This is a genomic window from Archangium lipolyticum (assembly GCF_024623785.1).
GTDB classification, from domain to species: domain Bacteria; phylum Myxococcota; class Myxococcia; order Myxococcales; family Myxococcaceae; genus Archangium; species Archangium lipolyticum.
Window position 1 is genome coordinate 20,575 of the sequence record NZ_JANKBZ010000035.1, and the last position, 24,383, is coordinate 44,957.

General features: G+C 68.9%; 24 protein-coding genes. 12 read left to right on the top strand and 12 right to left on the bottom strand.

The annotated features are described in order from the left end of the window. The first annotated feature begins 33 nt into the window (after window positions 1-33). Genes pssA through NR810_RS43335 form a run of 4 tightly spaced genes read left to right on the top strand, consistent with a single transcriptional unit; the run spans window position 34 to window position 4,273 of the window. Window positions 34-879 carry a CDP-diacylglycerol--serine O-phosphatidyltransferase gene (gene pssA / locus NR810_RS43320; protein WP_257461346.1) on the top strand — a complete coding sequence of 282 codons (846 nt, stop codon included), beginning with the start codon at window positions 34-36 and terminating at the stop codon, window positions 877-879. A 53-nt stretch (window positions 880-932) separates the two neighbouring features. Then, window positions 933-2,198 (top strand): competence/damage-inducible protein A, encoded by a 1,266-nt coding sequence (locus NR810_RS43325; RefSeq protein ID WP_257461347.1) that lies wholly within the window; start codon window positions 933-935, stop codon window positions 2,196-2,198. Next, complete coding sequence (locus NR810_RS43330) at window positions 2,195-3,694, top strand: hypothetical protein (RefSeq protein ID WP_257461348.1); 1,500 nt, start codon at window positions 2,195-2,197, stop codon at window positions 3,692-3,694. The genes NR810_RS43325 and NR810_RS43330 overlap by 4 nt, the downstream gene beginning before the upstream one ends. 51 nt (window positions 3,695-3,745) lie before the next feature. Further along, window positions 3,746-4,273 carry a DUF1285 domain-containing protein gene (locus NR810_RS43335; RefSeq protein ID WP_257461349.1) on the top strand — a complete coding sequence of 176 codons (528 nt, stop codon included), beginning with the start codon at window positions 3,746-3,748 and terminating at the stop codon, window positions 4,271-4,273. Here the strand turns inward: NR810_RS43335 and recA are convergent. Next, window positions 4,270-5,316, bottom strand: a complete 1,047-nt coding sequence (gene recA / locus NR810_RS43340; RefSeq protein WP_257461350.1) for a recombinase RecA — start codon at window positions 5,314-5,316, stop codon at window positions 4,270-4,272. The two genes, NR810_RS43335 and recA, sit on opposite strands and share 4 nt — an antisense overlap. A gap of 232 nt (window positions 5,317-5,548) precedes the next feature. Further along, complete coding sequence (locus NR810_RS43345; protein ID WP_257461352.1) at window positions 5,549-6,340, bottom strand: lysophospholipid acyltransferase family protein; 792 nt, start codon at window positions 6,338-6,340, stop codon at window positions 5,549-5,551. Between the two features lie 100 nt (window positions 6,341-6,440). Here NR810_RS43345 and NR810_RS43350 point away from each other — a divergent pair, with 100 nt between their 5' ends. After that, window positions 6,441-7,781, top strand: coding sequence for an NAD(P)/FAD-dependent oxidoreductase (locus NR810_RS43350; protein ID WP_257461354.1), 1,341 nt, complete (start codon window positions 6,441-6,443; stop codon window positions 7,779-7,781). Here the strand turns inward: NR810_RS43350 and NR810_RS43355 are convergent. Next, window positions 7,729-9,363, bottom strand: coding sequence for a YifB family Mg chelatase-like AAA ATPase (locus NR810_RS43355; RefSeq protein ID WP_257461355.1), 1,635 nt, complete (start codon window positions 9,361-9,363; stop codon window positions 7,729-7,731). The two genes, NR810_RS43350 and NR810_RS43355, sit on opposite strands and share 53 nt — an antisense overlap. 281 nt (window positions 9,364-9,644) lie before the next feature. On the opposite strand from NR810_RS43355, the gene NR810_RS43360 reads away from it, so the two are divergent. Further along, window positions 9,645-10,217: a hypothetical protein gene (locus NR810_RS43360; protein ID WP_257461356.1), complete on the top strand. Its 573-nt coding sequence runs from the start codon at window positions 9,645-9,647 to the stop codon at window positions 10,215-10,217. Here NR810_RS43360 and NR810_RS43365 read toward each other — a convergent pair. From NR810_RS43365 to NR810_RS43385, 5 genes are all read right to left on the bottom strand, one after another. Next, window positions 10,118-10,741 (bottom strand): DUF2378 family protein, encoded by a 624-nt coding sequence (locus NR810_RS43365; protein WP_257461358.1) that lies wholly within the window; start codon window positions 10,739-10,741, stop codon window positions 10,118-10,120. The two genes, NR810_RS43360 and NR810_RS43365, sit on opposite strands and share 100 nt — an antisense overlap. 51 nt (window positions 10,742-10,792) lie before the next feature. Further along, window positions 10,793-11,299 (bottom strand): ExbD/TolR family protein, encoded by a 507-nt coding sequence (locus NR810_RS43370; protein ID WP_306819006.1) that lies wholly within the window; start codon window positions 11,297-11,299, stop codon window positions 10,793-10,795. 2 nt (window positions 11,300-11,301) lie between these two features. Further along, entirely contained in the window at window positions 11,302-11,727 is a 426-nt protein-coding gene (locus tag NR810_RS43375; protein ID WP_257461360.1) for an ExbD/TolR family protein, read from the bottom strand. A gap of 97 nt (window positions 11,728-11,824) precedes the next feature. Beyond that, complete coding sequence (locus NR810_RS43380) at window positions 11,825-12,520, bottom strand: MotA/TolQ/ExbB proton channel family protein (RefSeq protein ID WP_257461362.1); 696 nt, start codon at window positions 12,518-12,520, stop codon at window positions 11,825-11,827. Between the two features lie 68 nt (window positions 12,521-12,588). Further along, window positions 12,589-13,344: an energy transducer TonB gene (locus NR810_RS43385; RefSeq protein ID WP_257461364.1), complete on the bottom strand. Its 756-nt coding sequence runs from the start codon at window positions 13,342-13,344 to the stop codon at window positions 12,589-12,591. A 241-nt stretch (window positions 13,345-13,585) separates the two neighbouring features. On the opposite strand from NR810_RS43385, the gene NR810_RS43390 reads away from it, so the two are divergent. From NR810_RS43390 to NR810_RS43405, 4 genes are all read left to right on the top strand, one after another. Next, window positions 13,586-16,795, top strand: coding sequence for a TonB-dependent receptor (locus NR810_RS43390; protein ID WP_257461365.1), 3,210 nt, complete (start codon window positions 13,586-13,588; stop codon window positions 16,793-16,795). Window positions 16,796-16,825: 30 nt separating this feature from the next. Beyond that, a complete protein-coding gene (locus NR810_RS43395; protein WP_257461366.1) occupies window positions 16,826-17,707 on the top strand; it encodes a hypothetical protein in 882 nt (293 codons plus the stop codon). Between the two features lie 144 nt (window positions 17,708-17,851). Then, window positions 17,852-19,387 (top strand): B12-binding domain-containing radical SAM protein, encoded by a 1,536-nt coding sequence (locus NR810_RS43400; protein ID WP_257461367.1) that lies wholly within the window; start codon window positions 17,852-17,854, stop codon window positions 19,385-19,387. A 93-nt stretch (window positions 19,388-19,480) separates the two neighbouring features. Continuing rightward, window positions 19,481-20,398: a hypothetical protein gene (locus tag NR810_RS43405; protein WP_257461368.1), complete on the top strand. Its 918-nt coding sequence runs from the start codon at window positions 19,481-19,483 to the stop codon at window positions 20,396-20,398. 206 nt (window positions 20,399-20,604) lie between these two features. Here the strand turns inward: NR810_RS43405 and NR810_RS43410 are convergent, their stop codons facing one another. Next, on the bottom strand, window positions 20,605-21,204 hold the full coding sequence (locus NR810_RS43410) for a hypothetical protein (protein ID WP_257461369.1): 600 nt from the start codon (window positions 21,202-21,204) through the stop codon (window positions 20,605-20,607). A 3-nt stretch (window positions 21,205-21,207) separates the two neighbouring features. Continuing rightward, window positions 21,208-21,759, bottom strand: a complete 552-nt coding sequence (locus NR810_RS43415; protein ID WP_257461370.1) for a DUF4920 domain-containing protein — start codon at window positions 21,757-21,759, stop codon at window positions 21,208-21,210. Window positions 21,760-21,826: 67 nt separating this feature from the next. On the opposite strand from NR810_RS43415, the gene NR810_RS43420 reads away from it, so the two are divergent. Both NR810_RS43420 and plsY read left to right on the top strand, forming a co-directional pair. Then, window positions 21,827-22,258: a DUF2752 domain-containing protein gene (locus NR810_RS43420; RefSeq protein ID WP_257461372.1), complete on the top strand. Its 432-nt coding sequence runs from the start codon at window positions 21,827-21,829 to the stop codon at window positions 22,256-22,258. Between the two features lie 10 nt (window positions 22,259-22,268). Further along, window positions 22,269-22,850, top strand: coding sequence for a glycerol-3-phosphate 1-O-acyltransferase PlsY (gene plsY, locus NR810_RS43425; protein WP_257461374.1), 582 nt, complete (start codon window positions 22,269-22,271; stop codon window positions 22,848-22,850). On the opposite strand, the gene NR810_RS43430 is transcribed toward plsY, so the two are convergent. After that, window positions 22,767-24,014: a THUMP domain-containing class I SAM-dependent RNA methyltransferase gene (locus NR810_RS43430; RefSeq protein WP_257461375.1), complete on the bottom strand. Its 1,248-nt coding sequence runs from the start codon at window positions 24,012-24,014 to the stop codon at window positions 22,767-22,769. The genes plsY and NR810_RS43430 overlap by 84 nt on opposite strands. 69 nt (window positions 24,015-24,083) lie before the next feature. Further along, on the bottom strand, window positions 24,084-24,383 hold the full coding sequence (locus NR810_RS43435; RefSeq protein WP_257461376.1) for an antibiotic biosynthesis monooxygenase family protein: 300 nt from the start codon (window positions 24,381-24,383) through the stop codon (window positions 24,084-24,086).

Consider the following 24,383-nt stretch of genomic DNA (forward strand, 5'->3'; position numbering starts at 1 on the left):
ACGGCCGATGGCCGACAGAGGAGGCAGGAGAACGTGAGACCCCGCAAGTTGTTGTTCATCTTGCCCAACCTGTTCACCGTCACATCCATCCTCTGCGGCTTCTATGCCCTGACCCTGTGCACCGGTGAAGCGGGTCCCACGCACCTCTACCAGGCGGCCCTGGCCATCCTCTTCGCCATGTTCTTCGACGGGTTCGACGGCCGGGTGGCCCGCCTGACGAAGACCCAGAGCGACTTCGGGATGCAGCTGGACAGCCTGGCGGACGTCGTCTCGTTCGGCGCTGCGCCCGCTCTCCTGGCCTACAAGTGGGCGCTGGAGCCCCTGGGCTTCCTGGGCATGTTCCTCGCCTTCTCCTTCGCGGCCTGCGGTGCCCTGCGGCTCGCCCGCTTCAACGTGCTGGCCATGCGCAACCCCCACGGCGGTGGTGGGAGCTTCTTCGTCGGCCTGCCCATCCCGCTGGCCGCCAGCGTGTTCGTCTCGATGATCATCGCCCACCACGCCGCCACCGGCGGTGCGGTGCTCGCCGCCGAGGCCCGTGCTCCCGTGGCGGTGGCGGTGGTCACGCTCGCGCTGCTGATGGTGTCCACCGTCCGGTATCGGACCTTCAAGGACCTGCGCCTGTCCCCTCGCTCGGCGCTCGTGATGATGCTGGTGCTCGCCAGCGGCGTCATCATCGGTACCCGCTTCCACCCGGCCTACGTGCTGGTGGCCTACTCGTTCGCCTACCTCGCCTTTGGCCTCCTGGAGTCCGCCTTCCTGGTCCGCAACCGGCTCGTGGCCCGGAAGCTGGGTTCCGGGGCCGGCGTCGCCGCGGCCGTCCTCGATGAGGAGGACGACGAGGACGGAGACGGGGACGAGGAAGACACGCTCGCCAGGTAGTCCGTGACTCGGTGCGTGCCGGGGGCGGCGCGGGCCGCTAGGATGCCCCGCCCATGCGCGTCGAGCTCCTGTGTACCGGTGACGAGCTCGTCACCGGTCTGACCCCTGACACCAACAGCCCCTACCTGGAAGCACGGCTCTTCGAGCTGGGCATCAAGGTGACGCGGGTGGTGCTGGTGGGGGATGTGCGCGAGGACATCACCCGCGCCCTGCGCGAGGCCGCGAGCCGGGCGGACATGGTCATCGTCTCCGGCGGGCTGGGCCCCACGGCGGATGACTTCACCGCCGAGTGTGCCGCCGCCGCCGCGGGCGTGCCGCTCGTCCAGGACGCGGGGACCCTCGAGTTCCTCCGCGAGCGAGCCAGGAAGCGGGGCCGGGAGCTGACGCCCAACGTGGCTCGCATGGCGCTCGTTCCCGAGGGCTCGGAGGTGGTGCCCAACCCCGTGGGCGCCGCGCCCCTGTTCATCGTCCGCATGGAGGGCTGCCGGCTCTTCTTCCTTCCCGGAGTGCCCCGCGAGTACCGGGCGCTGGTGGACGGTGAGGTGCTGCCGCGCGTGCGCTCGGAGCTGGAGAAGAAGCCGGAGCGCACGTACCGCGCCTTCCGCCTGTTGCGGACGGTGGGCATCCCCGAGTCCGTCCTCGACGCGCGCGTGGCTCCGCTGGCCGTGGCGCACCCCCGGGTGGTGTTCGGCTTCCGTACGCACGCGCCGGAGAACCAGCTCAAGCTGCTGGCGGAGGCGCCCTCCCAGGCCGAGGCCGAGTCCGCCCTGGCCGCCGCCGAGGCCGCCGCGCGCCGGGAGCTCGGCCTGGCGGTGTACGGCGCGGATGGGGACACCTACGCCGTCGTGCTGGCGAAGCTGCTGACGGAGGCCCGGGCCACGCTGGCGCTCGCGGAGAGCTGCACCGGGGGCCTCATCGCGGCGCAGCTCACCGGCGTGTCCGGTGCGAGCAACTTCCTCATGGGCGGAGCAGTCGTCTACACCGAGCAGATGAAGACGGCCTGGGCCGGAGTGCCAGCCGAGCTGCTGGCCCGCCACGGGGCCGTATCGAGCCCGGTGGCGGTGGCCATGGCCGAGGGCATCCGCGCCGCCTGCGGGACGACCTTTGGCCTGTCCGTGACCGGCTTCGCGGGCCCGACGGGGGGCACGCCCGAGGACCCGGTGGGCACCGTCTACTGTGCGCTCGCGGCGGAGGGGGCCCCCACCCGCTGCGAGCGCTTCTCCATTCCTGGCGATCGGGACCTCGTGCGTCTCTTCGCCGCCTCCTACGCGCTCGAATTGCTGCGTGAGCGCCTGCTGACCGCGCCTTCCACCCCATGAGCCGCTCCAAGTCCAAGCGTTCCAAGCCGTCCTCCGCCCAGACCCGCGAGCCCGCGCCGCCCGCTCCCGAGGCGGCCTCCGGGTCGCCAACGGCCGCACCCGCCGCTCCCGAGAGCCCTTCGGGCGCGGGTGCGCCAGCGGAGCCTGGTGAGCGCACCGTGCACACGGAGGCTCGGGGTGGGGTGGTGGGGACGGCGCTGCGGATGTGGCTGGCGGCGTACCGGGTGGAGGTGGTGCTCTTCCTGGTGAGCTTCGCGGTGCTGGCCAGCTTCAGCTCGCAGCGCTTCCTGCGGCAGAGCGAGGCTCCGCACTTCGTGTACCAGGCGAAGGCGTGGCTGGAGGGGCGGTTGGATCTGGACCCCGAGGTGCTGCCCAACCTGGAGGACTGGGCGTGCGTGCGCGAGGTGGCGGGGAAGAAGGTGCGGTGCGAGGGCCGGCTACAGCCGGGAGACCGCTGGTACGTGAGCTTCCCGTCCTTCCCGGCGGTGGTGATGCTGCCCTTCGTGGCGCTGCACGGCTACCAGTTCAACGACACCTCGTTCGGGGTCATCGTGGGGGCGCTGGCGGTGGCGCTCTTCTACTCACTGCTGCGCTTCCTCGCGAAGGAGGGAGAGACGGCGCGTGACCGCACGGAGAACGTGGGTCTGGCGCTCATCCTGGCCTTCGGGACGCTCTTCTTCTACGCGGCCATTCGTGGAGAGGTGTGGTTCAGCGCGGAGGTCATGGGCGTGGCCTTCACCTGCCTCTACGTGCGCAACGCGGTGCGAGCGCACCGCCCGGTGCTGGCGGGCCTCTTCTTCTCCATGGCCACGCTCACCCGCACGCCGCTGCTGTTCGCCGGGCTCTTCTTCGTGCTGGAGGCGCTGTGTCCCGGGCCGGAGGGGCGGTTCGCGCAACTGCGCGAGCTGGGCTCCAATTGGAAGCCCGCCCTGCGCAAGCTGGGCCTGTTCGCCCTGGGGGCCGCGCCGCTCGCGCTGCTGGCGGCGGCCTACAACCTCTACCGCTTCGGCAGCCCGGGCGAGTTCGGCCACGCGTTCCTCTACAACAACCGCGTCAACGTGGACATCGACCGGTGGGGCCTCTTCAACCTGGTCTACCTCTCGCGCAACCTGCGGGCGGCCTTCCTCCTGCTGCCGGACATCTCGCTCAATCCGCTGCGGCTGGCGTACGACCCGCACGGCCTGTCGTTGCTGCTGACGCTGCCGCTGCTCGTCTTCCTGGTGGTGCCGAAGCTGAGGCCGCGCCTGCACTGGCCGCTGTGGCTCACCCTGGCCGTCACCGCGCTGCCCGGGCTCTTCTACCAGAACGACGGCTACATGCAGTTCGGCTTCCGGTTCAGCATCGACTACACGCCCTACCTCCTGCTCCTCTTCGCCGTGGGTGGCTGGTCCCTGCGCAACCGGGCGGTGCAGGCCGCGGTGGTCCTCGGGGTGCTGGTGAACTTCTGGGGCGCGGTGGCCTTCCGGGGTTACACCGAGCTTGTCCGGAACTGGTAGCGCCGGGCGCGCCGGCTTGACCGGCCGCCTCCGGGCGCGCAGATAACACGCGTGACACAACCGCCTTCAGGACCCACACCGCCCTCGGGCCCTCCGCCCTTCGGCAAGCGCTGGCACACCCGCGAGGACAGCGGCATCCGCCTCGATGCCCGGCTGCGCTGGTGGCACGACGACGAGCCCATCGAGCACCCGCGCATCATCGAGCTCTTCAACACCTCGCTCGTGCTCGATGACGAGGGGCGCTACCAGCTCCAGATTGGCAAGGACTGGTGCTACGTCCAGGTGGAGGACGCCGCCTACGAGGTGCGCACCGTGGACGTCACCTCGGACGAGCGGGTGTCCGTGCGCCTGAGTGACCGCACCGCCGAGGCGCTCGATCCGGCCACCCTCGCCGTGGGCTCCGACGGCGTCCTCACGTGTGGGGTGAAGGGCGGCCGGGGCAAGGCGCGCTTCTCCCGGGACGCCCAGTACCAGCTCGGCGAGCTGCTGGAGCAGGACGAGGGCGGCCACCTGTTCCTGCGCGCGGGCCAGCGCCGCCTCCCGGTGCCCTCCGTGTCGCTCGACGCGCTTGGTGCCTAGGCCACCGCCGCGGGCATCTCCATCTCGGTGCTGGCGCTCGGCGGGGGCACGGGAAGCGCCGTCCCCACCAGCTCACGGGCGAGCGCCTCCATGGCATCCGGGTGCTCGCGCAGCCACTCCGTGGCCCGCTCCCGGCCCTGTCCGATGCGCTCCCCCCGCAGGCTGAAGTGGCTGCCCGCCTTGTCCACCAGCCCCGCCTGAACCCCCAGGTCCAGCACCTCGCCCGCGCGGTGGATGCCCACGCCGTACAGCAGGTCGAACTCCGCCTCGTGGAAGGGCGGGGCCACCTTGTTCTTCACCACCTTCACCTTCGCCCGCGTGCCCACCACCGTCTCGCCGTCCTTGAGGTTGCTCGCACGGCGGATCTCCATGCGCACCGAGGAGTAGAACTTCAGCGCGTTGCCTCCCGTGGTCGTCTCCGGGTTGCCGAACACCACGCCGATCTTCATGCGGATTTGATTGATGAAGATGATGCAGCACCCCGAGCGGCTCACCGCGCCCGTCAGCTTGCGCAGCGCCTGGCTCATCAGCCTCGCCTGCACGCCCATGTGCGCATCCCCCATCTCGCCCTCGATCTCCGCGCGCGGCACCAGCGCCGCCACCGAGTCCACCACGATGAGATCCACCGCCCCCGAGCGCACGAGCTGCTCGGTGATTTCCAGCGCCTGCTCGCCGGTGTCCGGCTGGGAGATGAGCAGCTCCTCCACGCGCACGCCCAGCTTGCGCGCGTAGTTGACGTCCAGCGCGTGCTCCGCGTCGATGAAGGCCGCCACGCCTCCCTGCGCCTGCACCTGCGCGATGGCATGCAGCGTGAGCGTCGTCTTGCCCGAGGACTCGTTGCCGAAGATCTCCACCACGCGCCCGCGCGGGTAGCCGCCCACCCCGAGCGCCCGGTCCAGCCCCACCGAGCCCGAGGGGATGACCGCCACCCGCTGCTCGCGCACCTCGCCGCCCAGGGGCATCACCGCGCCCTTGCCGAACTGCTTCTCGATCGCCGCCACCGCCGCCGCCACCGCCTTCAACTTCTCCGTCAGCTTGTTCATCGTCGCTCCTCGCCGCCCTTCATGAGTGGGGCCGCGCCTCGGTGCCGCAGTGGCCCGGGCGCGCCGCGAAGTGCTTGAGCAATGGTCGTGCCGCGTGTGTCTCCCTCGGTGCACGTGGTGCTCGGGCGTCTCGTTCCGCGTGAAGGGTCTCGCGCGGTGGAGCGGAGGGGGCAGGAGGACGGTGACGGGTACCCTCACCCCGTCCCTCTCCCGGAGGGAGAGGGGAGGGGGCTCAGGGGGCGAGGTCGGCGTTCTGGGGGTTCTCCGACGCGGGGGGCTCCTCTGGCACGCCTCCTTCGCCCCCGATGTCCCGGTGGAGCTGGATGATGATGTCGCGCACCTGGTTCATGAGGACCTCGCGCTCGGCTCCCTTGATTCCCTCGGTGGAGATGGGCTGGCCCACCTTCACCCGGATGGGGTGGCGCCGCAGCCGGATGCTGCCTTTGGGGAGCATCCCGCGCGTGCCCTCGACGGCCATCGGGATGATGGGCACTCCGGCCTCCACGGCGAGCACGAACGAGCCCTTCTTGAAGGGGAGGATGCGCCCGTCCTTCGAGCGCGTCCCCTCGGGGAAGGCGAGGATGTTGGAGCCGGCGCGGATGCGCTCACCCGCCAACTTCAGACTGCGCATGGCCTCGCGCCGGTTGGAGCGGTTGAGGAAGATCATCCCCGTTGCCGCCATGTACCAGCCGAGGAAGGGAATCCACTTGAGCACGTGCTTGGCGATGAAGCGGATGTTCACCGGAATCACCGCGAACGCCACGGGGATGTCGAAGGCGGACTGGTGATTCATCAGGAAGATGTGGGGCTTGCTCCAGTCGACGTCCGGCAGCGGCTCCACGTGCAGGGGCGAGCCGGTGATGTGCCAGTGCATGGGCGCCCAGAAGCGCCGCGCCATCATCAGTGGCAGCTCCCCATTGAGCGTGAGGAGCGCCGCCAGCCCGGACACGGTAATCCAGAACACCAGCCACAGGATGAGGAAGACGGCCTGGAAGAGCAGGATGAGGGGGGACAGGAGCTTCATCACCCGGCCTTCTAGCTCGCTCCATCGCCGCCGGGTACGGGCTAGACGTGGGGACGTCGATTGCCTTGAATTCGAGCCCGCCGGGAGGAATTTCCTGAACATGACGGGCCTACGCGAGAAGCTTCCCCACGTGGTCATCCTGGGTGGTGGTTTTGGCGGCCTGTACGCGGCGCGTGCACTGCGGAATGCCCCGGTGCGGGTCACCGTGGTGGATCGGCAGAACCACCATCTATTCCAACCCCTGCTGTATCAGGTGGCCACGGCCACCCTCAGCCCGGGGGAGATTGCCTCGCCGATTCGAGGCCTGTTGAGCCGGGACTCGACGGTCCTGCTCGCCGAGGCGACGGGTGTGGACGTGGCCAACAAGCGCGTGCTGCTGGCCGACGGCGAGCTGTCCTATGACTACCTCGTCATCGCCACCGGGGCGACGCACTCCTACTTCGGCCATGACGAGTGGGCGAAGTACGCCCTGGGGTTGAAGACGATCGACGACGCGCTGGAGATCCGCCGCCGGGTACTGCTGGCCTTCGAGATGGCCGAGCGGGAGCCGGACCCGGTCCGCCGTCGCGAGCTGCTCACCTTCGTCATCATCGGCGCGGGGCCCACGGGCGTGGAGATGGCCGGGGCGCTCGCGGAGATCTCCCGTCACACGCTGGCCAAGGACTTCCACAACATCGATCCCTCTCAGGCCCGCATCCTCCTGTTGGAGGGCCTGCCGCGCGTGCTGCCCGTCTACTCGGAGGACCTCTCGGAGAAGGCCCGCCGCGCGTTGGAGAAGCTGGGCGTGGAGGTCCGCACGAACACGCGAGTCACCCGGATCGACGAGACGGGGGTGTACATCGGCGAGGAGCACATTCCGGCGTGGAGCACCATCTGGGCCGCTGGCGTGGCCGCCTCCCCGGTGGCGCGCTCGTTGGGCTCGCCGCTGGACAGGGCGGGCCGCGTCCACGTGTCGCCCGAGCTCACCGTCCCGGGCCGCCAGGACGTCTTCGTCATCGGGGACCTGGCGCACTTCGTCCAGGACGGCAATCCCATCCCCGGAGTGGCGCCCGCGGCGATCCAGCAGGGCAAGCATGCCGCGCGCAACATCCGTCGCCACCTGGAGGGCAAGCCGATGGAGCCCTTCCGCTACTGGGATCGGGGCACCTACGCGGTCATCGGGCGCGGCAAGGCGGTGGGAGTGGCCTTCCAGCGCTTCGAGTCCTCGGGCTTCTCCGCTTGGATGGCGTGGCTCGGCATCCACATCCTCTTCCTCATCGGATTCCGCAGCAAGCTGGCCGTGCTCCTCGACTGGGCCTACTCGTACGTCGCCTTCAAGCGCTCGGCCCGTCTCATCACCGGCCCATTGCCCGAGCTGGTGCGGCCCGTGAAGGTGGGGGAGGGCGCGCTCAAGAGTCCCCCGGATACCGGGAGTTCCCCCCGGGACGCCGCACTTGGCTGAAGACATCCTGGCGGGGTGGAGGGCCGCCAAAGGTGTTGGCGTGCAGCCAGTCCCGCCGGTCGATCTGCCGGCAGTCGATGGCGAGGAGCATGTCCTCGTCCTCGATGCGGTCGTGCCCTTCGAGGTCCGCCCGGGATAGCGCCAGCTTGAGGATGCGGTCATGGGCGCGCGCGGACAGGCCGAAGCGGTGCATGGCCATCTGGAGATTCTTCTCGGCGAGCGGAGACGGCTTGCAGTAGCGGTGCAGCAGCCGCACCGGCATCTGCGCGTTGCAGTGGACTCCCGGCTCGTCGCGGTAGCGGAACCGCTGGCGCTCGCGGGCGGCCTCCACGCGCTCCCGGTAGTAGGTGCTCGGCGGCTCCTCCTCGCCGTTGCGTGAGATGTGGTGGTACTCCACCGGGCGCGTCTGCAGGGTGATGTCGATGCGGTCCAACAGGGGACCGCTCACCCGCGAGTGGTAGTCGAAGACGCGGTGCTCCTGGCACTGGCATCTCCGCCCGGGGACGTTGAAGTAGCCGCACAGGCAGGGGTTCATCGCCGCCACCAGCATCACCCGGCAGGGATAGGTGATGTGCTGTGTCGCGCGCGCCAGGTGGATGGAGCCCTCCTCCAGCGGTTGGCGCAGCACCTCCAGCACGTTCTTGCGGAACTCGGGCAGCTCGTCGAGGAACAGCACGCCATGGTGTGCCAGGGAGAGCTCTCCGGGCCTCGTGGCCGGACCCCCTCCTACGAGCCCCGCGTCGGAGATGGTGTGGTGGGGAGCGCGGAAGGGCCGCTCGCGCATCAGCGCCTGGTCGTCTCCGAGCAAGCCGAGCACGGAGTAGATCTTCGTCACCTCCAGCGCCTCGTCGAACGTCATGGCGGGGAGGATGCCGGGCAGCCGCCGGGCGAGCATCGTCTTGCCCGAGCCTGGAGGGCCGCAGAGCAGCACGTTGTGGCCTCCAGCGGCGGCCAGCTCCAGGGCCGTCTTGATGTCCCCCTGGCCCCGGACGTCGGACATGTCGAGCGGGGCCTGGCGTCCGCGGAGGAGGGCAGGGGAGCCGTTCTCGCGCATGAAGGGGGTCAGGAGCTTCTCTCCGGTGAGGTGGTCCACCGCCTCGCGCAGGTGCTGGACGGCCAGGACCTGGATGCCCTCCACCAGCGAGGCCTCGGCCGCGTTCGCCGCCGGCACCATCACCCCCTCGTAACCTCCGTCACGCGCCGCCACGGCCAGCGGCAGCACGCCCTTGATGGGCTTCACCCACCCGTCCAGCGCCAGCTCGCCGCCGAAGAGGTAGCGTGACAGGGGCTCCTCCTCCATCAGCCTGGCCGCCGCCAGGACGCCCAGCGCGATGGGCAGCTCGAAGGCCGCCCCTTCCTTGCGGATGTCCGCGGGGGCCAGGTTCACGGTGATGCGCTTCGAGGGCAACTCGAAGCCGCAGTTCTTCAGCGCGGAGACGACGCGCACCTTGGACTCGCGCACGGCTCCCTCCGGCAGCCCGACCACGTTGAAGTAGGGCAACCCGAGGGCCATATCCACCTCGCACTCCACCACCACCGCGTCGATGCCCATCAACGCGCCCGACCGCACCCGCGCCAGCATGTCCCGTCCTCCGAATGGTCCTCGCCACGCGGGAGCAATGCGCGTACCGGCCCCTCCTCCGAGGAGGGCCCTTCTCCGGCGCGTCCCCGGGCCCGGATGGCGCGTCCCAGGAGGCGGAGCGCCGCCGGGAACCCGCTCGTACCGTGGGGAGGGAAGAGGACAGCCAGTGCGGAATTCAGGTACTCTGGGGCGCTATGGAACACACCACTTCGGTCCCGACTCCGGAGAGCTCTTCCCATTCCGTCCACGTCCGCCGCGCGGACCTGAAGCGCAATGCGCGGATGAAGCTGACGTTCGCCATCTTCCGCTTCTGCCTCTACGGCATGGTGGGGCTGTCGTCGGAGATCTTCTTCTACAACCTGGTCCGCATCGCCCGGCACGTGCCGCTGCTCGAGATGCTCTTCCGCTTCCAGTGGCGGGTGGATGACCGGCTGGGCCTCAACGACATCTGGGACACGCCCGTGGTCACGGCGTACGGCCAGTGTTCGCTGTGGATGTTCCTCATCTACGGCGTGGCCTGCTTCTACTTCATCGAGGCCATCTACCGCCGCACCTTCCGCCACCCCACGCTGCTGCGCGCGGTGCTCTACGGCCTCGCCATCCTCGTCTTCGAGGGCATCAGCGGGGTCATCCTGGAGCAGCTCACGGGCTACCGCATCTGGTACTACGCGGACAGCGGCGCCATCCTCTGGCAGATGACGTCGCTCTACATCCTGCCCATCTGGATGGTGACGGGGCTGATCGCCGAGCTCATCTACAGGGAGCTGATGGATCCGGACCTGGTGGCGGCCTTGGAGTCGCCCCTGCCGGCCACGCCCGAGGAGACCGAGGCCTCGCTCCAGCTGATGCAGTAGGTGCAGGCGTGGCCGTCGTAGCCGGACAGGTCGATGCGGATGCTCTCCGCGCCGGCCGTCCGCAGGCCCGCGTGGATGATGCCCGCGGTGAACGTGGGCAGCGAGCCGACCTCGTTCATCCACAGCTCGAACTGGCGCGGGCTCAGCTCCTTGAGGCGTGACTCGGTGTAGTTGTTGCCCGCCCGGAAGTTCTGCGTGGCCCGCATCAGCGCCCGCTTGGGGCCCAGCACGCGCAGCAGCGAGAGCACGGCCCGGCCCAGCATCGTCTCGCGGAAGCCGTCGATGCAGGCCTCGCCGATCTTGAAGGCGCCCTGTTCCAGCGGTTCGCCCGGGTAGAGCTCCTCCGCCGTGATGCGGAGGAAGGCCATCCACGAGTCGAAGGGATAGGCGGGGCGGAGCTTCTGGTCGAGATCCAACCCCGCCTGGCGCAGGCGCACCTTGCAACCGGGCGGGAGGCGCCCGTGCAGCGCGCGTACGAAGACTGCTTCGATGGTCTGCTCGAAGACGAGGAGCTCGTCGGCCATGAGAATTTTACACTCTAGCCGACGAGCCCCTGGATGTGAACCATGCTGAGACTACGGAGTCGGGGCGGGAGCCGGAGCGGGAGCCGCATCACCCGCCGGATCGCCCGCCGCGGCGCCAGCGGCGGCCGCCGGGATGTCCTCGGTGGCCATGCCCAGCACGAAGGCGCCGGCCTGCTTGGCGCCGTCGAAAGCGGCCACCAGCTTGCCGTAGTTGGCCTTGTCGTCCGCCACGAAGAAGACGATGCGGTCCTCCTTCGTCTTGGCGGCCAGCATGCGCTTGAGCTTGCCGACGTACTCCTCCGGGCTCACCGGATCCGTGTTGATGGAGTAGGTGCCGTTGGCATCCAGCTTGACGATGAGCTGGTTGTTGTCCTGGGGCATCTGCTCCACGGGCACGTCTTCCGTCTCCGGGATGCGCACCTCGATGTCCTTCTCGAGGAGCGGCGTGACGACCATGAAGATGATGAGGAGCACCAGCACCACGTCCACCAGGGGCGTGACGTTGATGTCCGAGTTGGGCGGGGTCGCGGGTTTGACGAACTTGCGCGTCTTGGCCATGGCTATTTCTTCAGCTCCTCGACGCCGAGGAAGATCTTCTTGGCCTTGGCCTTGCGGGTGATCTCCATCACCTGTCGCACGTCGCCCACGGTGAGGGCGCTGTCACCCTTGAGAAGGATCTTCTTGTTGGGGAGATAGGCGAGCGTCTCGCGCAGCTTGCCCTCGAGGCCGGCCGCGTCGAACTCGTCCTGCTCCAGGAACATCTTCTTGTCCGTGGTGACGGAGAGGATGACCGGATCCGGGTCAGTGCCCTGTTTCTCCGAGTCCTCCACCTTGGAGGCCTTGGGCAGGCTCACGGACTTGCCACGCTGAAGCATGGGCGTGACGACCATGAAGATAATGAGGAGCACCAGCACCACGTCCACCAAGGGCGTGACGTTGATGTCGCTCTTCGGGCCCCCTTGGGAGCCACCTACGGACATTCCCATGCGTGCACCTGTTGCAGGAAAGGAGCGTGCCCGCCCCACGTGGGGCCCCCGCTCTCACGGGGACCCGACGCACGAGGAGGCGGGCTTCTCGGATTGACTAACCCTGCTGCGTGGAGTGCGAGCCACCGCCCAGGTTGCGCGCGACCACGTCCAGGAACTCGTTGGAGGACTCGGAGATGTCCACCGAGCGCGAGTCCACCCAGCCGGACAGGAAGTTGTAGGCCATAACGGCGGGGATGGCCACCAGCAGACCGAAGGCCGTGGTGATGAGCGCCTCGGCGATACCGGCGGAGATGGTGCCCAGACCACCGGCGCCCGAGGCCGCCATGAGTTGGAAGGCCGTCACGATACCCATCGTGGTGCCCAGCAGACCCACGAACGGGGCCGTGGAGCCCACCGTGGCCAGCACGCCCAGGCCGCGCTTGAGGCTCTGCACCTCGCGCTGCGCCTGGCGCTCCAGCGCGCGCGCCACCGATTCCACCGCCACGTCCCTGTTGGACGGGCTGATGCGGTAGGCCGTCAGGCCCGAGTTGATGACGCGGCCCAGGTGGCCGACGTCCTTGCCCATGTTGGTGTTGGCGGCCTGCTGCAGATCGCCCTTGGCCAGGATGGCCCCCATCTTGGCGGCGAAGTTGCGCGAGTCCTTGCGCGTCTTGCGGAAGACGATGATGCGCTCCACCATCACCACCAGCGAGGCGATGGACATGATCGCCAGGGTGAAGATGACTGCACGAGCGAACGGACCCGTGCTGGCCCAGATACCAGCAATCGTGAAATCAGCGGAATGATTCATTGGGGGAAGCGCTCCTCCTCGAGCGCGGTTGGGGTACGGCGATTACGACAAGGCGGGGAACCCTTCCCTCAGCGGGGCAGGCTCAGACGGATGTTGAAGGTGTAGTCGACCTGCACGGGGCGACCCTGGAACGTCACGGGCTGGTAGCGCTGGGCGTACAGGGCGTCCAGCACGGCCTGCTCCATGTGCGGCAGCGGCTTGATGATGCGGCACCGCTCGATCTTGCCCTCCGTGGTGATGACGCACTTGACGATCATCAGGCCCTGCACGCGGGCCTCGAGCGCCTCGCGAGTATACTGAGGCGCCGGACCAGAAAGCTTTTCCGGGCGGGTCATTCCCGCGCCGAACGGCAGCACGTCCGTTCCCGTGCCACCCAGCTGACCGCCCAGCACCCCGCCCACCACACCACCGACCACGCCACCAATCACACCGCCTTCGACGCCACCCTCGACACCTCCCTCGACCTCCTCCTCGCTGGCCTCCTCCTCCGCGGCGTTCGGATCCGGCTCCACCTCGGGCGGCTTCTCCTGGGGGATCTCCTTGGGCTGGACGATCACGTCCGGCTTCTTCACCACCGGCTTCTTGGTGGAGCTCTTCTTCTTGGCCGGCGGAGGCGGCGGAGGCGGAGGCGGCGCGGCGGCCATTGGCGGCGCCATGGCCTGCTTGAACGTCACTTCCACCTCCTTCTCCTCCTGCTTGGCAGGACGAGTGGAGAGCCAGAGTGCCGCGGCGAACACACCCACGTGCAGGACGACCGAAATGACGGCGCCCACGCCAACGCGAGACTTGGGGCCTTGCCCACGGTCAAGGACAGAGTCGAACATGCGCTACGCTCCTCTACTCCTAATGGAGACCCACCACAGTCCCGCCAGGATCGCAAAAGGCGCGCTACATTACAAAAACCCTGGCCGGGTGCAAGTGACCCCACCCTGGAGGTTCACCCGCGTGATCGCGCAATGCCCCACTAGTCACCAAAAATCAACGGCATATTGACAAGTGGTGGACCTCCGATATTTTCCCCGACCATTTTGGTTGCAGTAGACCCACCTTGGAGGGGTTCCCAGCATGCAAGTGAAACGAATGCTCCGGGCAACCGGAGTGGTCGTGGTCGCCGGTCTTTCGTACGGGACCGCGGCCTATGCCGATAGCGTGATCGTCGGTCAGATTGTCAGTGCCGATTCGAAGAAGCCGGTCGCTGATGTCGTCGTCACCGCCACCTCGCCCAACCTGCAGGGCGAGCAGGTCGTGGTGACGGACGCTCAGGGCGAGTACCGTATTCCCCAGCTGCCGCCCGGTGTGTACACGCTGCGGTTCGACAAGGAGTCGTTCAAGCCCTTCTCGCGCTCGGAGGTCCAGCTGCGTCTGGACCGCACCATCCGCGTGAACGTGGAGCTGCTGCCGGAGAACTTCTCGGAGGTGATCGAGGTCACCGCCCGCCCGCCCACCATCGACGTCGGCTCGACGAGCACGGGCGTCAACGTGGATCAGGAGTTCATCAAGCGCATCGCGGTGAACCGTCCCGGCGGCAAGGGAGGCGCGGCGCGCTCCTTCGACAGCCTGGCCGAGTTGGCCCCTGGCGCGCAGAACGACTCGTACGGCGTGTCCATCAACGGCACCTCGTCCCCGGAGAACGGGTACGTGGTGGACGGCCTGTCCACGAACGACCCGGCCTTCGGCATCAACGCCAGCCCGCTGAGCGTCGAGTTCGTGCAGGACGTCAACATCATCACCGGCGGTTACATGCCGGAGTACGGCCGCTCCACCGGCGGTGTCATCAACGCGGTGACGAAGTCCGGCTCCAACGAGTTCCACGGCACCATCTTCGGCAGCATCACCCCGGGCGTACTGGGTGGCAGGGCCGCGACGGTGGTGAACGACGGCTCGGTGGTCACCGGCCTCAACGCGCTGGATGTGCTCGGTGACGTCGGCGCGACCCTCGGCGGTCCGATCATCAAGGACAAGCTGTGGTTCTTCGCCGGCGTGTCGCCGTCGTTCAGCCGCTACACCCACACCCGCGGTGTCAACCGCATCCTCACGGACGTGGTCCAGCAGACGGACGATGCGACGGGTGAGGTGTCCGAGGTGGCGGTGCCCCGCGTGGATCCGGAGACGGGTCTGACGCTGACCGAGCCCATCCCCGGCTCCTCGCGCACCTTCCTGGGCACGGCTCGCGCCATGCAGTACATGGGCAAGCTGACGTACCTCGTCAACCAGGACCACAACGTGTCGCTGTCCGTCTCGGGCACGCCGAGCGTGTCGGGTGGTGGCAGCGCCCGCGCGCTGGCCATCGACCCGCAGACGGGCCGGCTCCCGGAGCGTCTCAACGGCAAGCCCGAGAGCTTCGGTACCCGCCAGGAGATCGCCAGCACCACGGCCCTCGCCCTCAAGTACGCGGGCGCCTTCGCGGACAAGAAGTTCCTGGTGGACGCGAACCTCGGTTGGTTCCACCAGACGGCCGCTACCCTTCCGTTCGACGGCAGCCGCCCCGGTGACACCACGGGTCTGGCCGGCCTGTCGGAGATCACCTACCGCGCGCCGCGCTCCATCGGCTACTTCGAGCGCTACGACAACATCGACGCGCTGTGCGACGAGGGTGCCGCTGACACCCCGTCCGGCTCGGTGGCCTGCCCGGCTTTCAACTATACCGCGGGCGGCTACTCCAACCTCTCGGACGGCAAGCTGGATCGCGTCCAGGTGAACACCAAGGGCACGTACCTGCTGAGCCTGCTCGGCAACCACGTCATCAAGGCCGGCGCGGACGTGGAGCTGCTGAGCTACGATGTGCTCAAGTCGTTCCCTGGTGGCGTGCGTCTGCGCGAGTCGCTCACGGGCGGCTCCTGGCAGGACTACCGCCGCTACGGCTACCAGACCGGTCCGGACGCCGCGATCCCGACCCTCAGCCAGCAGTCCCTGTCCACCAGCACCACCGCCGGTGGCTTCCTCCAGGACAGCTGGACGATTGCCAGCCGCGTGACGCTGAACGTGGGTGTGCGCTACGACGCCCAGTGGCTGTACGGCGGTGATCGCAACCTGGCCTTCGTGCTGGGCAACCAGATCTCCCCGCGCCTGGGTGTGATCGTCGATCCGCTCGCCAACGGCCGCATGAAGGTGTTCGCCAACTTCGCGCGCTACTACGAGCAGGTGCCCATCAACCTGCTGGACCGCAACTTCCCGACCGAGCCCCGCTTCCAGGCGAGCCGCAAGGCGGGCGCGGGCGCGTGCGATCCGGCCATCATCGACACGCCGGCGGGCCACGCCCAGTGCGTCGATTCGTCCACGGTCATCCAGACCAAGGACGACTACGGCCTGGATCCGAGCTTCAGGTTCAGCGGCGGCAAGTCGGACAAGGAGCCGGTGGATCCCAACATCCAGCCGCAGTCCTCGGATGAGTACCTCGTCGGTGCCGAGTACGAGCTGTTCGCCAACATCCGCGCCGGTGCGTCCTACACGCACCGCAAGATGAACTCGGTCATCGAGGACATGAGCAACGATGACGGCAACACGTACTTCCTGGGCAACCCGGGCCAGGGCTTCGCCTCGGCGTTCCCGAAGGCGACCCGCGACTACGACGCCGTGACGGTGTTCCTCAACCGCACCTTCGCCGACGGCTGGCTGGCGCAGGCCAGCTACACCTGGTCGAAGCTGTTCGGTAACTACCCCGGTCTGTTCCGTCCGGAGAACGAGCAGCTGGATCCGAACATCCTGTCGGACTTCGACCTGCGCTCGCTCCTGGTGAACCGCGAGGGTCTGCTGCCGTACGACCGCACCCACTCGGTGAAGCTGTTCGGCGCCAAGGAGTTCAACTTCTCCAACGACCTGTCCGCGAGCGTCGGTCTGTCGTACCGCGGCAACTCCGGTTCGCCCGTCAGCTTCATCGGCGCGCACCCGACCTACGGCACCAGCGAGGCCTTCATCCTCCAGCGTGGCACGGCGGGCCGCTCCCCCTGGGTGCACAACATCGACTCCAACATCGGTGTGAACTACCGCGTGACGAAGACCAACGTGGTCTCCGTGAGCCTGGACGTGTTCAACCTGTTCAACTTCCAGGAGGCCACGCAGCTGGACAACAACTACACGTTCGCCAGCGTGCAGCCGGTCACCGACCCGAATGTGAAGCCCGGGGATCTGAAGCCGGAGATGATCACCAAGATCAACGAGGACACGCTCCAGCCCGCGGGGCAGCTCACCCAGGACGACCTCAACAAGAACTTCAGGAAGCCGACCCAGTACCAGACGCCGCGGCAGATCCGCTTCGGCATCAAGTACACCTTCTAGGAACTCCAGCCGGAATTGGATTCGAGAAACATGACCAAGCGTATCGCAACTGCAGTGGCCGTGATGGGCGCGGCCGGCATGATCTCCGGCTGCTTCGAGCAGCCGTCCGCTGGCTGCATCGTTCAGGACTCCGCGGAGTGGACGGCCAAGTACACCCTGAAGGATCCGGCGCAGGCGACCACGTCCTGCGGCAAGCTGACGGGTGAGCTGATCGGCGTCTTCAAGTACATCAACCCCGATGCCACGGAGGAGCAGAAGGCGCAGGGCACCGCGTCCAAGGTGGCCATCCGTCCCTACGGGCAGGCCTCGCTCATCACGTTCGTGTACCCGTTCCAGGAGTCGAACGACGACGGGACGCCGGCCGTCTACCCGAACGGCAAGCCGAAGATGGACACCTACGAGGAGTCGCGTCTGTCCGAGGGCGTTACTCCCACCGTGGCCACCAACATGTCCACCAACTTCACCGAGATGCCGGACTCCGAGAACATGTGCACGGCGTCCGGCTTCCCCGAGACCCGGGTGGAGGCGAAGGAGATCGTCTACAAGCCGGCTCATGGTGACGAGGTGCGCGTGCCGGCCCAGACGGCGGAGTACCAGTTCAAGGACGTGCAGGTGTACTCGGAGCCGTCGGCTCCGGGCACCCAGCTGCGTGGCACGGTGGTGTACGGCGATGGCACCGGCTGCAAGGCCGAGTACGAGGTGTGGGCGCTGTGGCCGACCGTCGCCTGCGAGACGGACGCGGACTGCGGCGACGGCTCCGGTCTCAACCCGGACTTCGACGTGAAGTGCGACACCACGCTGAACAATGTGGTCGTCGTGGACGAGGCAGACTTCGGCCGCCAGAAGATCTACTCGCCGGGCGTGTGCGCGCCGGCCCGTCGGCCGCCGTCCTTCAAGCCGAAGAAGAGCTAGTTGCCAGTTACCGGCCGGGCTCCGGCCCGGACCGGTGTGAATCGCGGCCCCGGTTGCTCCTCCCCCACGCGGGAGTGGCAGCGCGGGGCCGCGGTGTTTATGCACGGTTGAACACTGTCTCAGCCGCATTTCCCAGGAAGGTGCATGGAGGGTCGGTACTCACTCGTCGAACGCGTCGCGGCCTTGTTGGCCGATGAGCAGGGCACGCTCCGCAAGGAGGCGCCCTACCGGGTGGCCCTCTGCTACCCGAGCCCCTACCACGTGGGCATGAGCTCGCTCGGCTACCAGGCCATGTACCGGGAGATTCACGAGCATCCGGGGGCTACCGCCGAGCGCGCCTTCCTCCCCGATGACGTGGAGGCGTACCGCCGCACCCGCACACCCCTCTTCTCCTTCGAATCGCAGGCCCCCGTCTCCAGCTTCCACATGCTGGCCTTCTCGGTCGCCTATGAGCTGGAGCTGACCGGGCTCTTCTCCATGCTGGACCTGGCTGGCATTCCCCTCCTCCGGGAGGAGCGGAACGAGCGTCACCCGCTCGTGGTGGCCGGCGGGCCCCTGACCTTCTCCAATCCGGATCCGCTCGAGCCCTTCGCGGATGTGCTCGTGCAGGGCGAGGCCGAGGACCTCATCCACGTCCTGCTGGAGGCCGCTGCGTCCATGGACAAGGACGCGCTCCTCACGCACCTAGCGGCCATCCCTGGCTTCCGCGTGGCCGGGCGCGGTGGCCAGCGCTACCACGTCGCCAAGGCCACGGACGCGCGGCTGCCGGCGCGCTCGGCCATCATCACCCCGCACACGGAGCTGCGCTCGATGTTCCTCATCGAGCCCGAGCGCGGCTGCTCGCGCGGGTGCCACTACTGCGTCATGCGGCGCACCACCAACGGCGGCATGCGCACCGTGCCCCCCGAGCGCGTGCTGTCGCTCATCCCCGAGCACGCCAGGCGCGTGGGCCTCGTGGGCGCGGCCGTGACGGACCACCCCCGCATCGTCGAGCTGCTGCGCACCCTCGTGGACGCCGGCCGCGAGGTGGGCGTGTCCTCGCTGCGCGCCGATCGGCTCACCCAGGAGCTGGTGGACCAGCTGCGGCGCGGAGGCGCCACCAACCTCACCGTGGCCGCGGACGGGCCCTCGCAGCGCATGCGGGACCTGGTGGATCGTAAACACTCGGAGGAGCAGATCATCCGGGCGGCGAACTTCGCCAAGACGGCGGGGATGCGGCAGCTCAAGGTGTACAACGTCGTCGGCCTCCCCCTGGAGGAGGACGCGGACATCGACGAGCTGGCGCGCTTCACCGTGGAGCTGTCGAAGATCCTCCCGGTGGCGTTGGGCGTCGCGCCCTTCGTGGCCAAGCGCAACACGCCCCTGGATGGGGCCCCCTTCGCCGGCATCCGCGAGGTGGAGAACCGGCTGGAGCGGCTGCGCAAGGGCCTCAAGGGGCGCGCCGAGGTGCGGCCCACCTCGGCCCGCTGGGCCTGGGTGGAGTACATGCTGGCCCAGTGCGGCCCCGAGGCGGGTCTGGCCGCCATGGACGCCTGGAAGGCCGGTGGGAGCTTCGCCGCCTTCAAGCGCGCCTTCCAGGAGCGCGACTGCCAGCCCTACCTGGCCCGCCGGGTGGAGGATGGCCGGCGCAGGGCCACCGTCTGGCCCTCCGTCCCCAACGTGGCTCCGCCTTACGTCTGACGCTTGGCGCGGCCGGGCCTTGCCCCCGGCCGCCCGCTCTCTGCTAGAAGGCCGCACGCGCCGTTTCCAGGCGCCAGGAGGCTTGTGGCAGCGGTGAGCACGGATCGCGTGGACAAGGCGTGGCAGCGCAAGGGGCTGAAGGACTACTCGACGGAGGCCATCATCGGGACGCTCGGGCACTACGGCGTCCAGGTGAGCGAGGCGGACTTCCGCCAGCTCGCCGAGAAGAAGTACCCCGGCAGCATCGCCGAGGGCTGGATGCCTCAGTGGAAGGGCACCGGCCAGTTCGCTCCCTTCCCCTATGCCGCCGCCGGAGAGCTGTGGCGGCGTTGGTTGTCGGATCGGGCCGCCCCGTATGACCTCTCCGAGGGCCTCGCCCAGCTCATGGGCTCCCTCGGACAGCTCCTCCAGGGCTCGCAGCAGGCCCCCGTGGGCCCGGCCTTCGAGCGCATGAACGAGCTGCGCAAGCGCCTGCCCGTCAATGACAAGGGCGAGCCCGAGCCGGGCTTCATGCAGGAAGCCCTGCGCGTGTTCGACGAGCGCGCCGCCCGCGCCTTCGACGACCTCGCCGAGATGCTCGCCAAGGCGGGCCACACCGGCCACGCCGACGCCTTCGCCGACCTGGAGGAGTTCCTCCTGCCGGACCGCCGCGGTATCTCCCGGTCCATCGTCCGCGCCGCCCGGGGCGAGCGCGACCCGGCCCTCGAGGACCTGCAGAAGGTGGCCACCGATGGCGCGCGCTCGCCGCTCTCGCGCGTGCTCGCCGTGGATGCTCTGCTGCACCTCGGTGCCAACGACAAGGTCGTCACCGTGGGCCGCCCCCTCCTGGAGGAGGCCGAGCGCACCCAGGACTGGCACCTCGCGCTGGACCTCGTCGCCCGCCTCGAGCACGCCCACAAGCAGCTCGGTGACCGCTCCGCCCTCGCCGCCCTCGCCAACGACCGGGCCCGCGTCGAGAAGGCTCACGACGAGGCCCACCCGGGTCACCGTCGTCACCACCACCAGCACTGAGCGCACAGTCCCTCTCCCTCCGGGAGAGGGTCAGGGTGAGGGGATGTGTTTCAGTTCCCTCACCCGTGTGACCATGCACAGGGGGCAACCCGGGTGCTCCCCATACCCTCACCCCGTCCCTCTCCCAGGGGGAGAGGGTCCAACCTGGTTGGCCACTGTGTAGGCCCCCTCTCCCCCTGGGAGAGGGTTGGGGTGAGGGTCTTCCCTCAATAGGGTACGTCTTCCTCGGGTTTCTCCTGTGCTGGCGGCTGCCCCGGCATCTCCTCCCCGGTGGACTGTGCGTCCTCGGCCGCGCGTCCCCGGCGGGGGAAGGGGATGTACTTCACCTCCGGCACCGCCTCCTGCACGTCCTTCACCGGCACCACCGCGCCCACCGTCGTGTAGCGGATGGCCCCCGTCTGCGTGAAGGTGTGCCGCAGCTCGTACGACTTCGCCCTCGGCAGGAACCACTCGCGCACCGCCTTCAGCGGCAGCACGTGCAGCTCCCCCTGCGCCAGGAACACGTACACCAGCAGATCCGCGCCGCTGTAGAGGAAGCAGCCCGGTGTGTCCCGCTCCAGGTTGGACACCAGCTCGAAGAAGTAGCGCCGACGGCGCGGCTGCCGGTCTCCCTTCACCTCGATGCCGCGCACCTCTCCCGAGGGCAGCTCCCACAGCAGGTCCACCCCACGGTGTTGGAACCGCGGGTCCTCCTGCACGTCATGGACTCGGGAGCCGGGCTCGGTCGCCAGGAGCCAGTTGCGGGCGTACTGCACGGCCCGGTCGGCCGCGCCCATCACGCCCCTCATGCTGAAGCTGCGTGCCATCGCTCAGCGGCGCAGTTCCACGCCCGTGGCCACCAACTGCACCTCGCGCGGCTTGCCGTCGGCGCCACGGGGCACGATGGCGCCCTCGGCCTCGTAGTGCTTCGCCATGTCCTCGCTCAGCTCCGACACCTTCACCACGCCCTCCACCCGGGCCGACGCGCCCGCCGAGTCCAGCGGCACGAAGAAGCCGTAGTCCTTGAACGTCACCCGCACCCCGGCGCCCTTCGCCCCCTCGGCCAGCTCCATCCAGCACCCCTTCTTCTGGCAGGCCTTGCGCACCTGGCCCTCCACGCGCACCGTCTTGCCGTCGTGGGGCTGCGGCTTCGCCAGCAGCTCGGCCAGTTTCACGGCGGGAGCTCCCTTGAGCGCCTCCCCACGCGTCAGCGTCCAGCCCGAGGCCGGCTTCGCATCGGCCGGCGTCTCCGGGTGTGGGCAGTTCTCCTGCACGGCGGGCTTGGCGGCGGGCTTCTGCGCCGCGGCCGGAGCCGGGGTCTCGGCCAGCGCCACGAGGGGAAGGGCGAACAGCGTCAGCAGGGCGGAGCGGAAGGTCTTCATCCCCCAGGGGATAGCCCGAAGCCTTTGTCCGGGCAAGACGCCCGGAAACCCGGTTACACTACCCGACGTGAAGGTCACCCTCCCCAAGCCCAATCGCACCTTCGGTCTCGCCGACGTGCTCGGCCTCGTGGGCCTCGTCGGGCTGCTCGTCGCCCGCTACATCCCCATCGCGAAGCTCATCCCCTTCTGGGGCTGTGCCCTGCGGGAAACGACCGGCTGGCCCTGTTTCGGCTGCGGACTGACGCGCGTGGCGGATCGGGTGGCCCACCTCAACTTCGCCGGGGCCTGGGACGCCAACCCGCTCGGTACGGTGGCCGCCTTCTTCTTCGCCTTCATGGTGGTGGTGACGGTGCTGCACCTCGTCTTCGCCATGCCCATCCCCAAGGTGCAGCTCTCCCCCAGGGAGTGGCACTGGGTCCGCATCGCCGCCGCCCTCCTCTTCCTCACCAACTACGCGTGGGTGGTGGTGAAGACGAAGTTCCCCTACCTGCTCGCCTAGGGCCCTCCGCGTGCACGCAGCCGCCTTCCTCCTGCTCGGCTACCTGGCGGGCTCCGTGCCCTTCGGCGTGCTGCTCACCCGCTGGTTCCGTGGCGTCGACGTCCGCCAGAGCGGCAGCGGCAACATCGGCGCCACCAACGTCACCCGCGTGGCCGGCAAGAAGCTGGGCGCCGTGGTGCTGCTGCTGGATGCCCTCAAGGGCGTCCTGGCCGTGGCCCTCGCGCTGTGGCTCCTGCCCGGGCAGCCCCGTGTGCACGCGGCCGTGGGGCTCGCCGCGTTCCTCGGCCACGTCTACCCCGTCTGGCTCAAGCTCAACGGGGGAAAGGGCGTGGCCACCGCGCTCGGCGTGCTCGCCGTGCTCGTGCCGCTGGCGGCGATCGCCGGGGCGCTCGTCTACGCCGGGCTCGTGGCCGCCTGGCGCGTCAGCTCCGTCGGCTCCCTGGCGGGTGGGGTGACGGCCGTCGCCGTCGCCTCCCTCACCGCCCGTGCTCCCGAGTACGCGTGGCTCTCAGCCCTGCTCTTCGCCCTCATCCTCTGGACGCACCGGAGCAACATCCTGCGGCTTCTCCGGCACACCGAGCGGCGCTTCTGAGCCCTCCGTCTCCCCGCGCACCGGCACCCGGTTGTAGCCGAGCAGCGTGCACGCGATGGGGCCGTTCCACAGGTCCCTCCGGCTCCGGGGCCGCGCATGGAAGGCGCTCTCGAAGGCCGGGTTGCCCGAGAGCACGAACACGCGCCACCCCGGCAGCGAGCGCAGGCTGTCGCCCAGCTTGAAATAGAAGGACTTCATCCCCTTCTGTCCGCCCGAGCCCAGCCGGTCTCCATAGGGAGGGTTGGTGAGCAGGAGCCCGCCGCCCGGGGGGAGGGGTGGGAGCTTCGTCGCGTCGCCCTCCTCGATGAGGATCTCCTCCGCCAGCTTCGCCGCCTTCACGTTGCGCCGAGCCGCCTCGAGCGCCTCCGGGTCCTTGTCGAAGCCGAGCAGCGGCACCGCCACCTTGCGCTCGTTGCGGCGGGCATCCGCGCGCAGGTCCTCGAGCAGCTCCCGCGCCCGCGCGCCCAGGTGCGGCCACTTCTCCACCGCGAAGTCCCGGGCGATGCCAGGGGCACGACGGCGGGCGATGAGGCCGCCCTCGATGAGGATGGTTCCCGAGCCGCACATCGGGTCCACCAGCGCCTCCTCGCCGGTGTAGCCGGCCGCGCGCAGCAGGGCCGCGGCGAGTGTCTCCTTCAGCGGGGCCGGCGTCGGGCGCACCCGGTAGCCCCGGCGGTGCAGGGGCTCGCCGCACAGGTCCAGCGAGAGCGACAGCCGCTCGCGTACCAGGTGGGCCACCACGCGCACGTCCGGGTTGCGCGGGTCCACGTCCGGCCGCGAGCCTTCCTTCTCGCGCATCCGGTCCACCACCGCGTCCTTCACCTTCAGCGCCACGAAGCCCGTGTGGCTGTGCTCACTGTCCTTGAGCGTGGCCTCCACCGCGAACGTCGTCTCCGGCGTGAGGTGCTCCTCCCACGGCACGCTGGCCACGGCGTCGTACAGGCCTTGGGCTCCATGGGCCTCGAACTCGCCCAGCGGGTAGAGCACGCGCATGGCGATGCGCGACCAGAGGCACACCTTCAGCGCCTCGTCGAGCGAGGCCAGGAAGCGCACCCCTCCCCGGTCCTGGCGGATCCTTTTTGCGCCGAGCTCCTTCAGCTCCTCGGCCAGGAGATCCTCGGTTCCGCGGGCGGTGGTGGCGAAGAGGGCGAGACGTTCAGCCATAGGGGGGCTCGCATTAACGGATGCCGGCCCGGTTGCATACGAGAAAGCCGTTCGGCCCCTACAAGCTGCTCACTGCGCCACCACCTCGTACATGCTGAAGGTGGCATCCTGCTGGGCGCTCGCCGCCCTGGTGGCCTTGAAGTCCTCCGACTGGAAGTAGGCCCTCAGGCTCTCGCGGTCCCGCCAGCGCGTCACCAGCAGGAACTCGGGCTCGGGCTCGAAGGAGCGCAGCACCTCCAGCCCGAGGAACCCCTCGTACTGGTCCACCTTGCGCGAGCGCTCCCGGAAGGAGGCCTCCAGGCGGTTGGCCTCCTCGGCGGAGGTCCGGAAGCGATTGATGGTGACGATCATCGTTGGGGCAACGGCCAT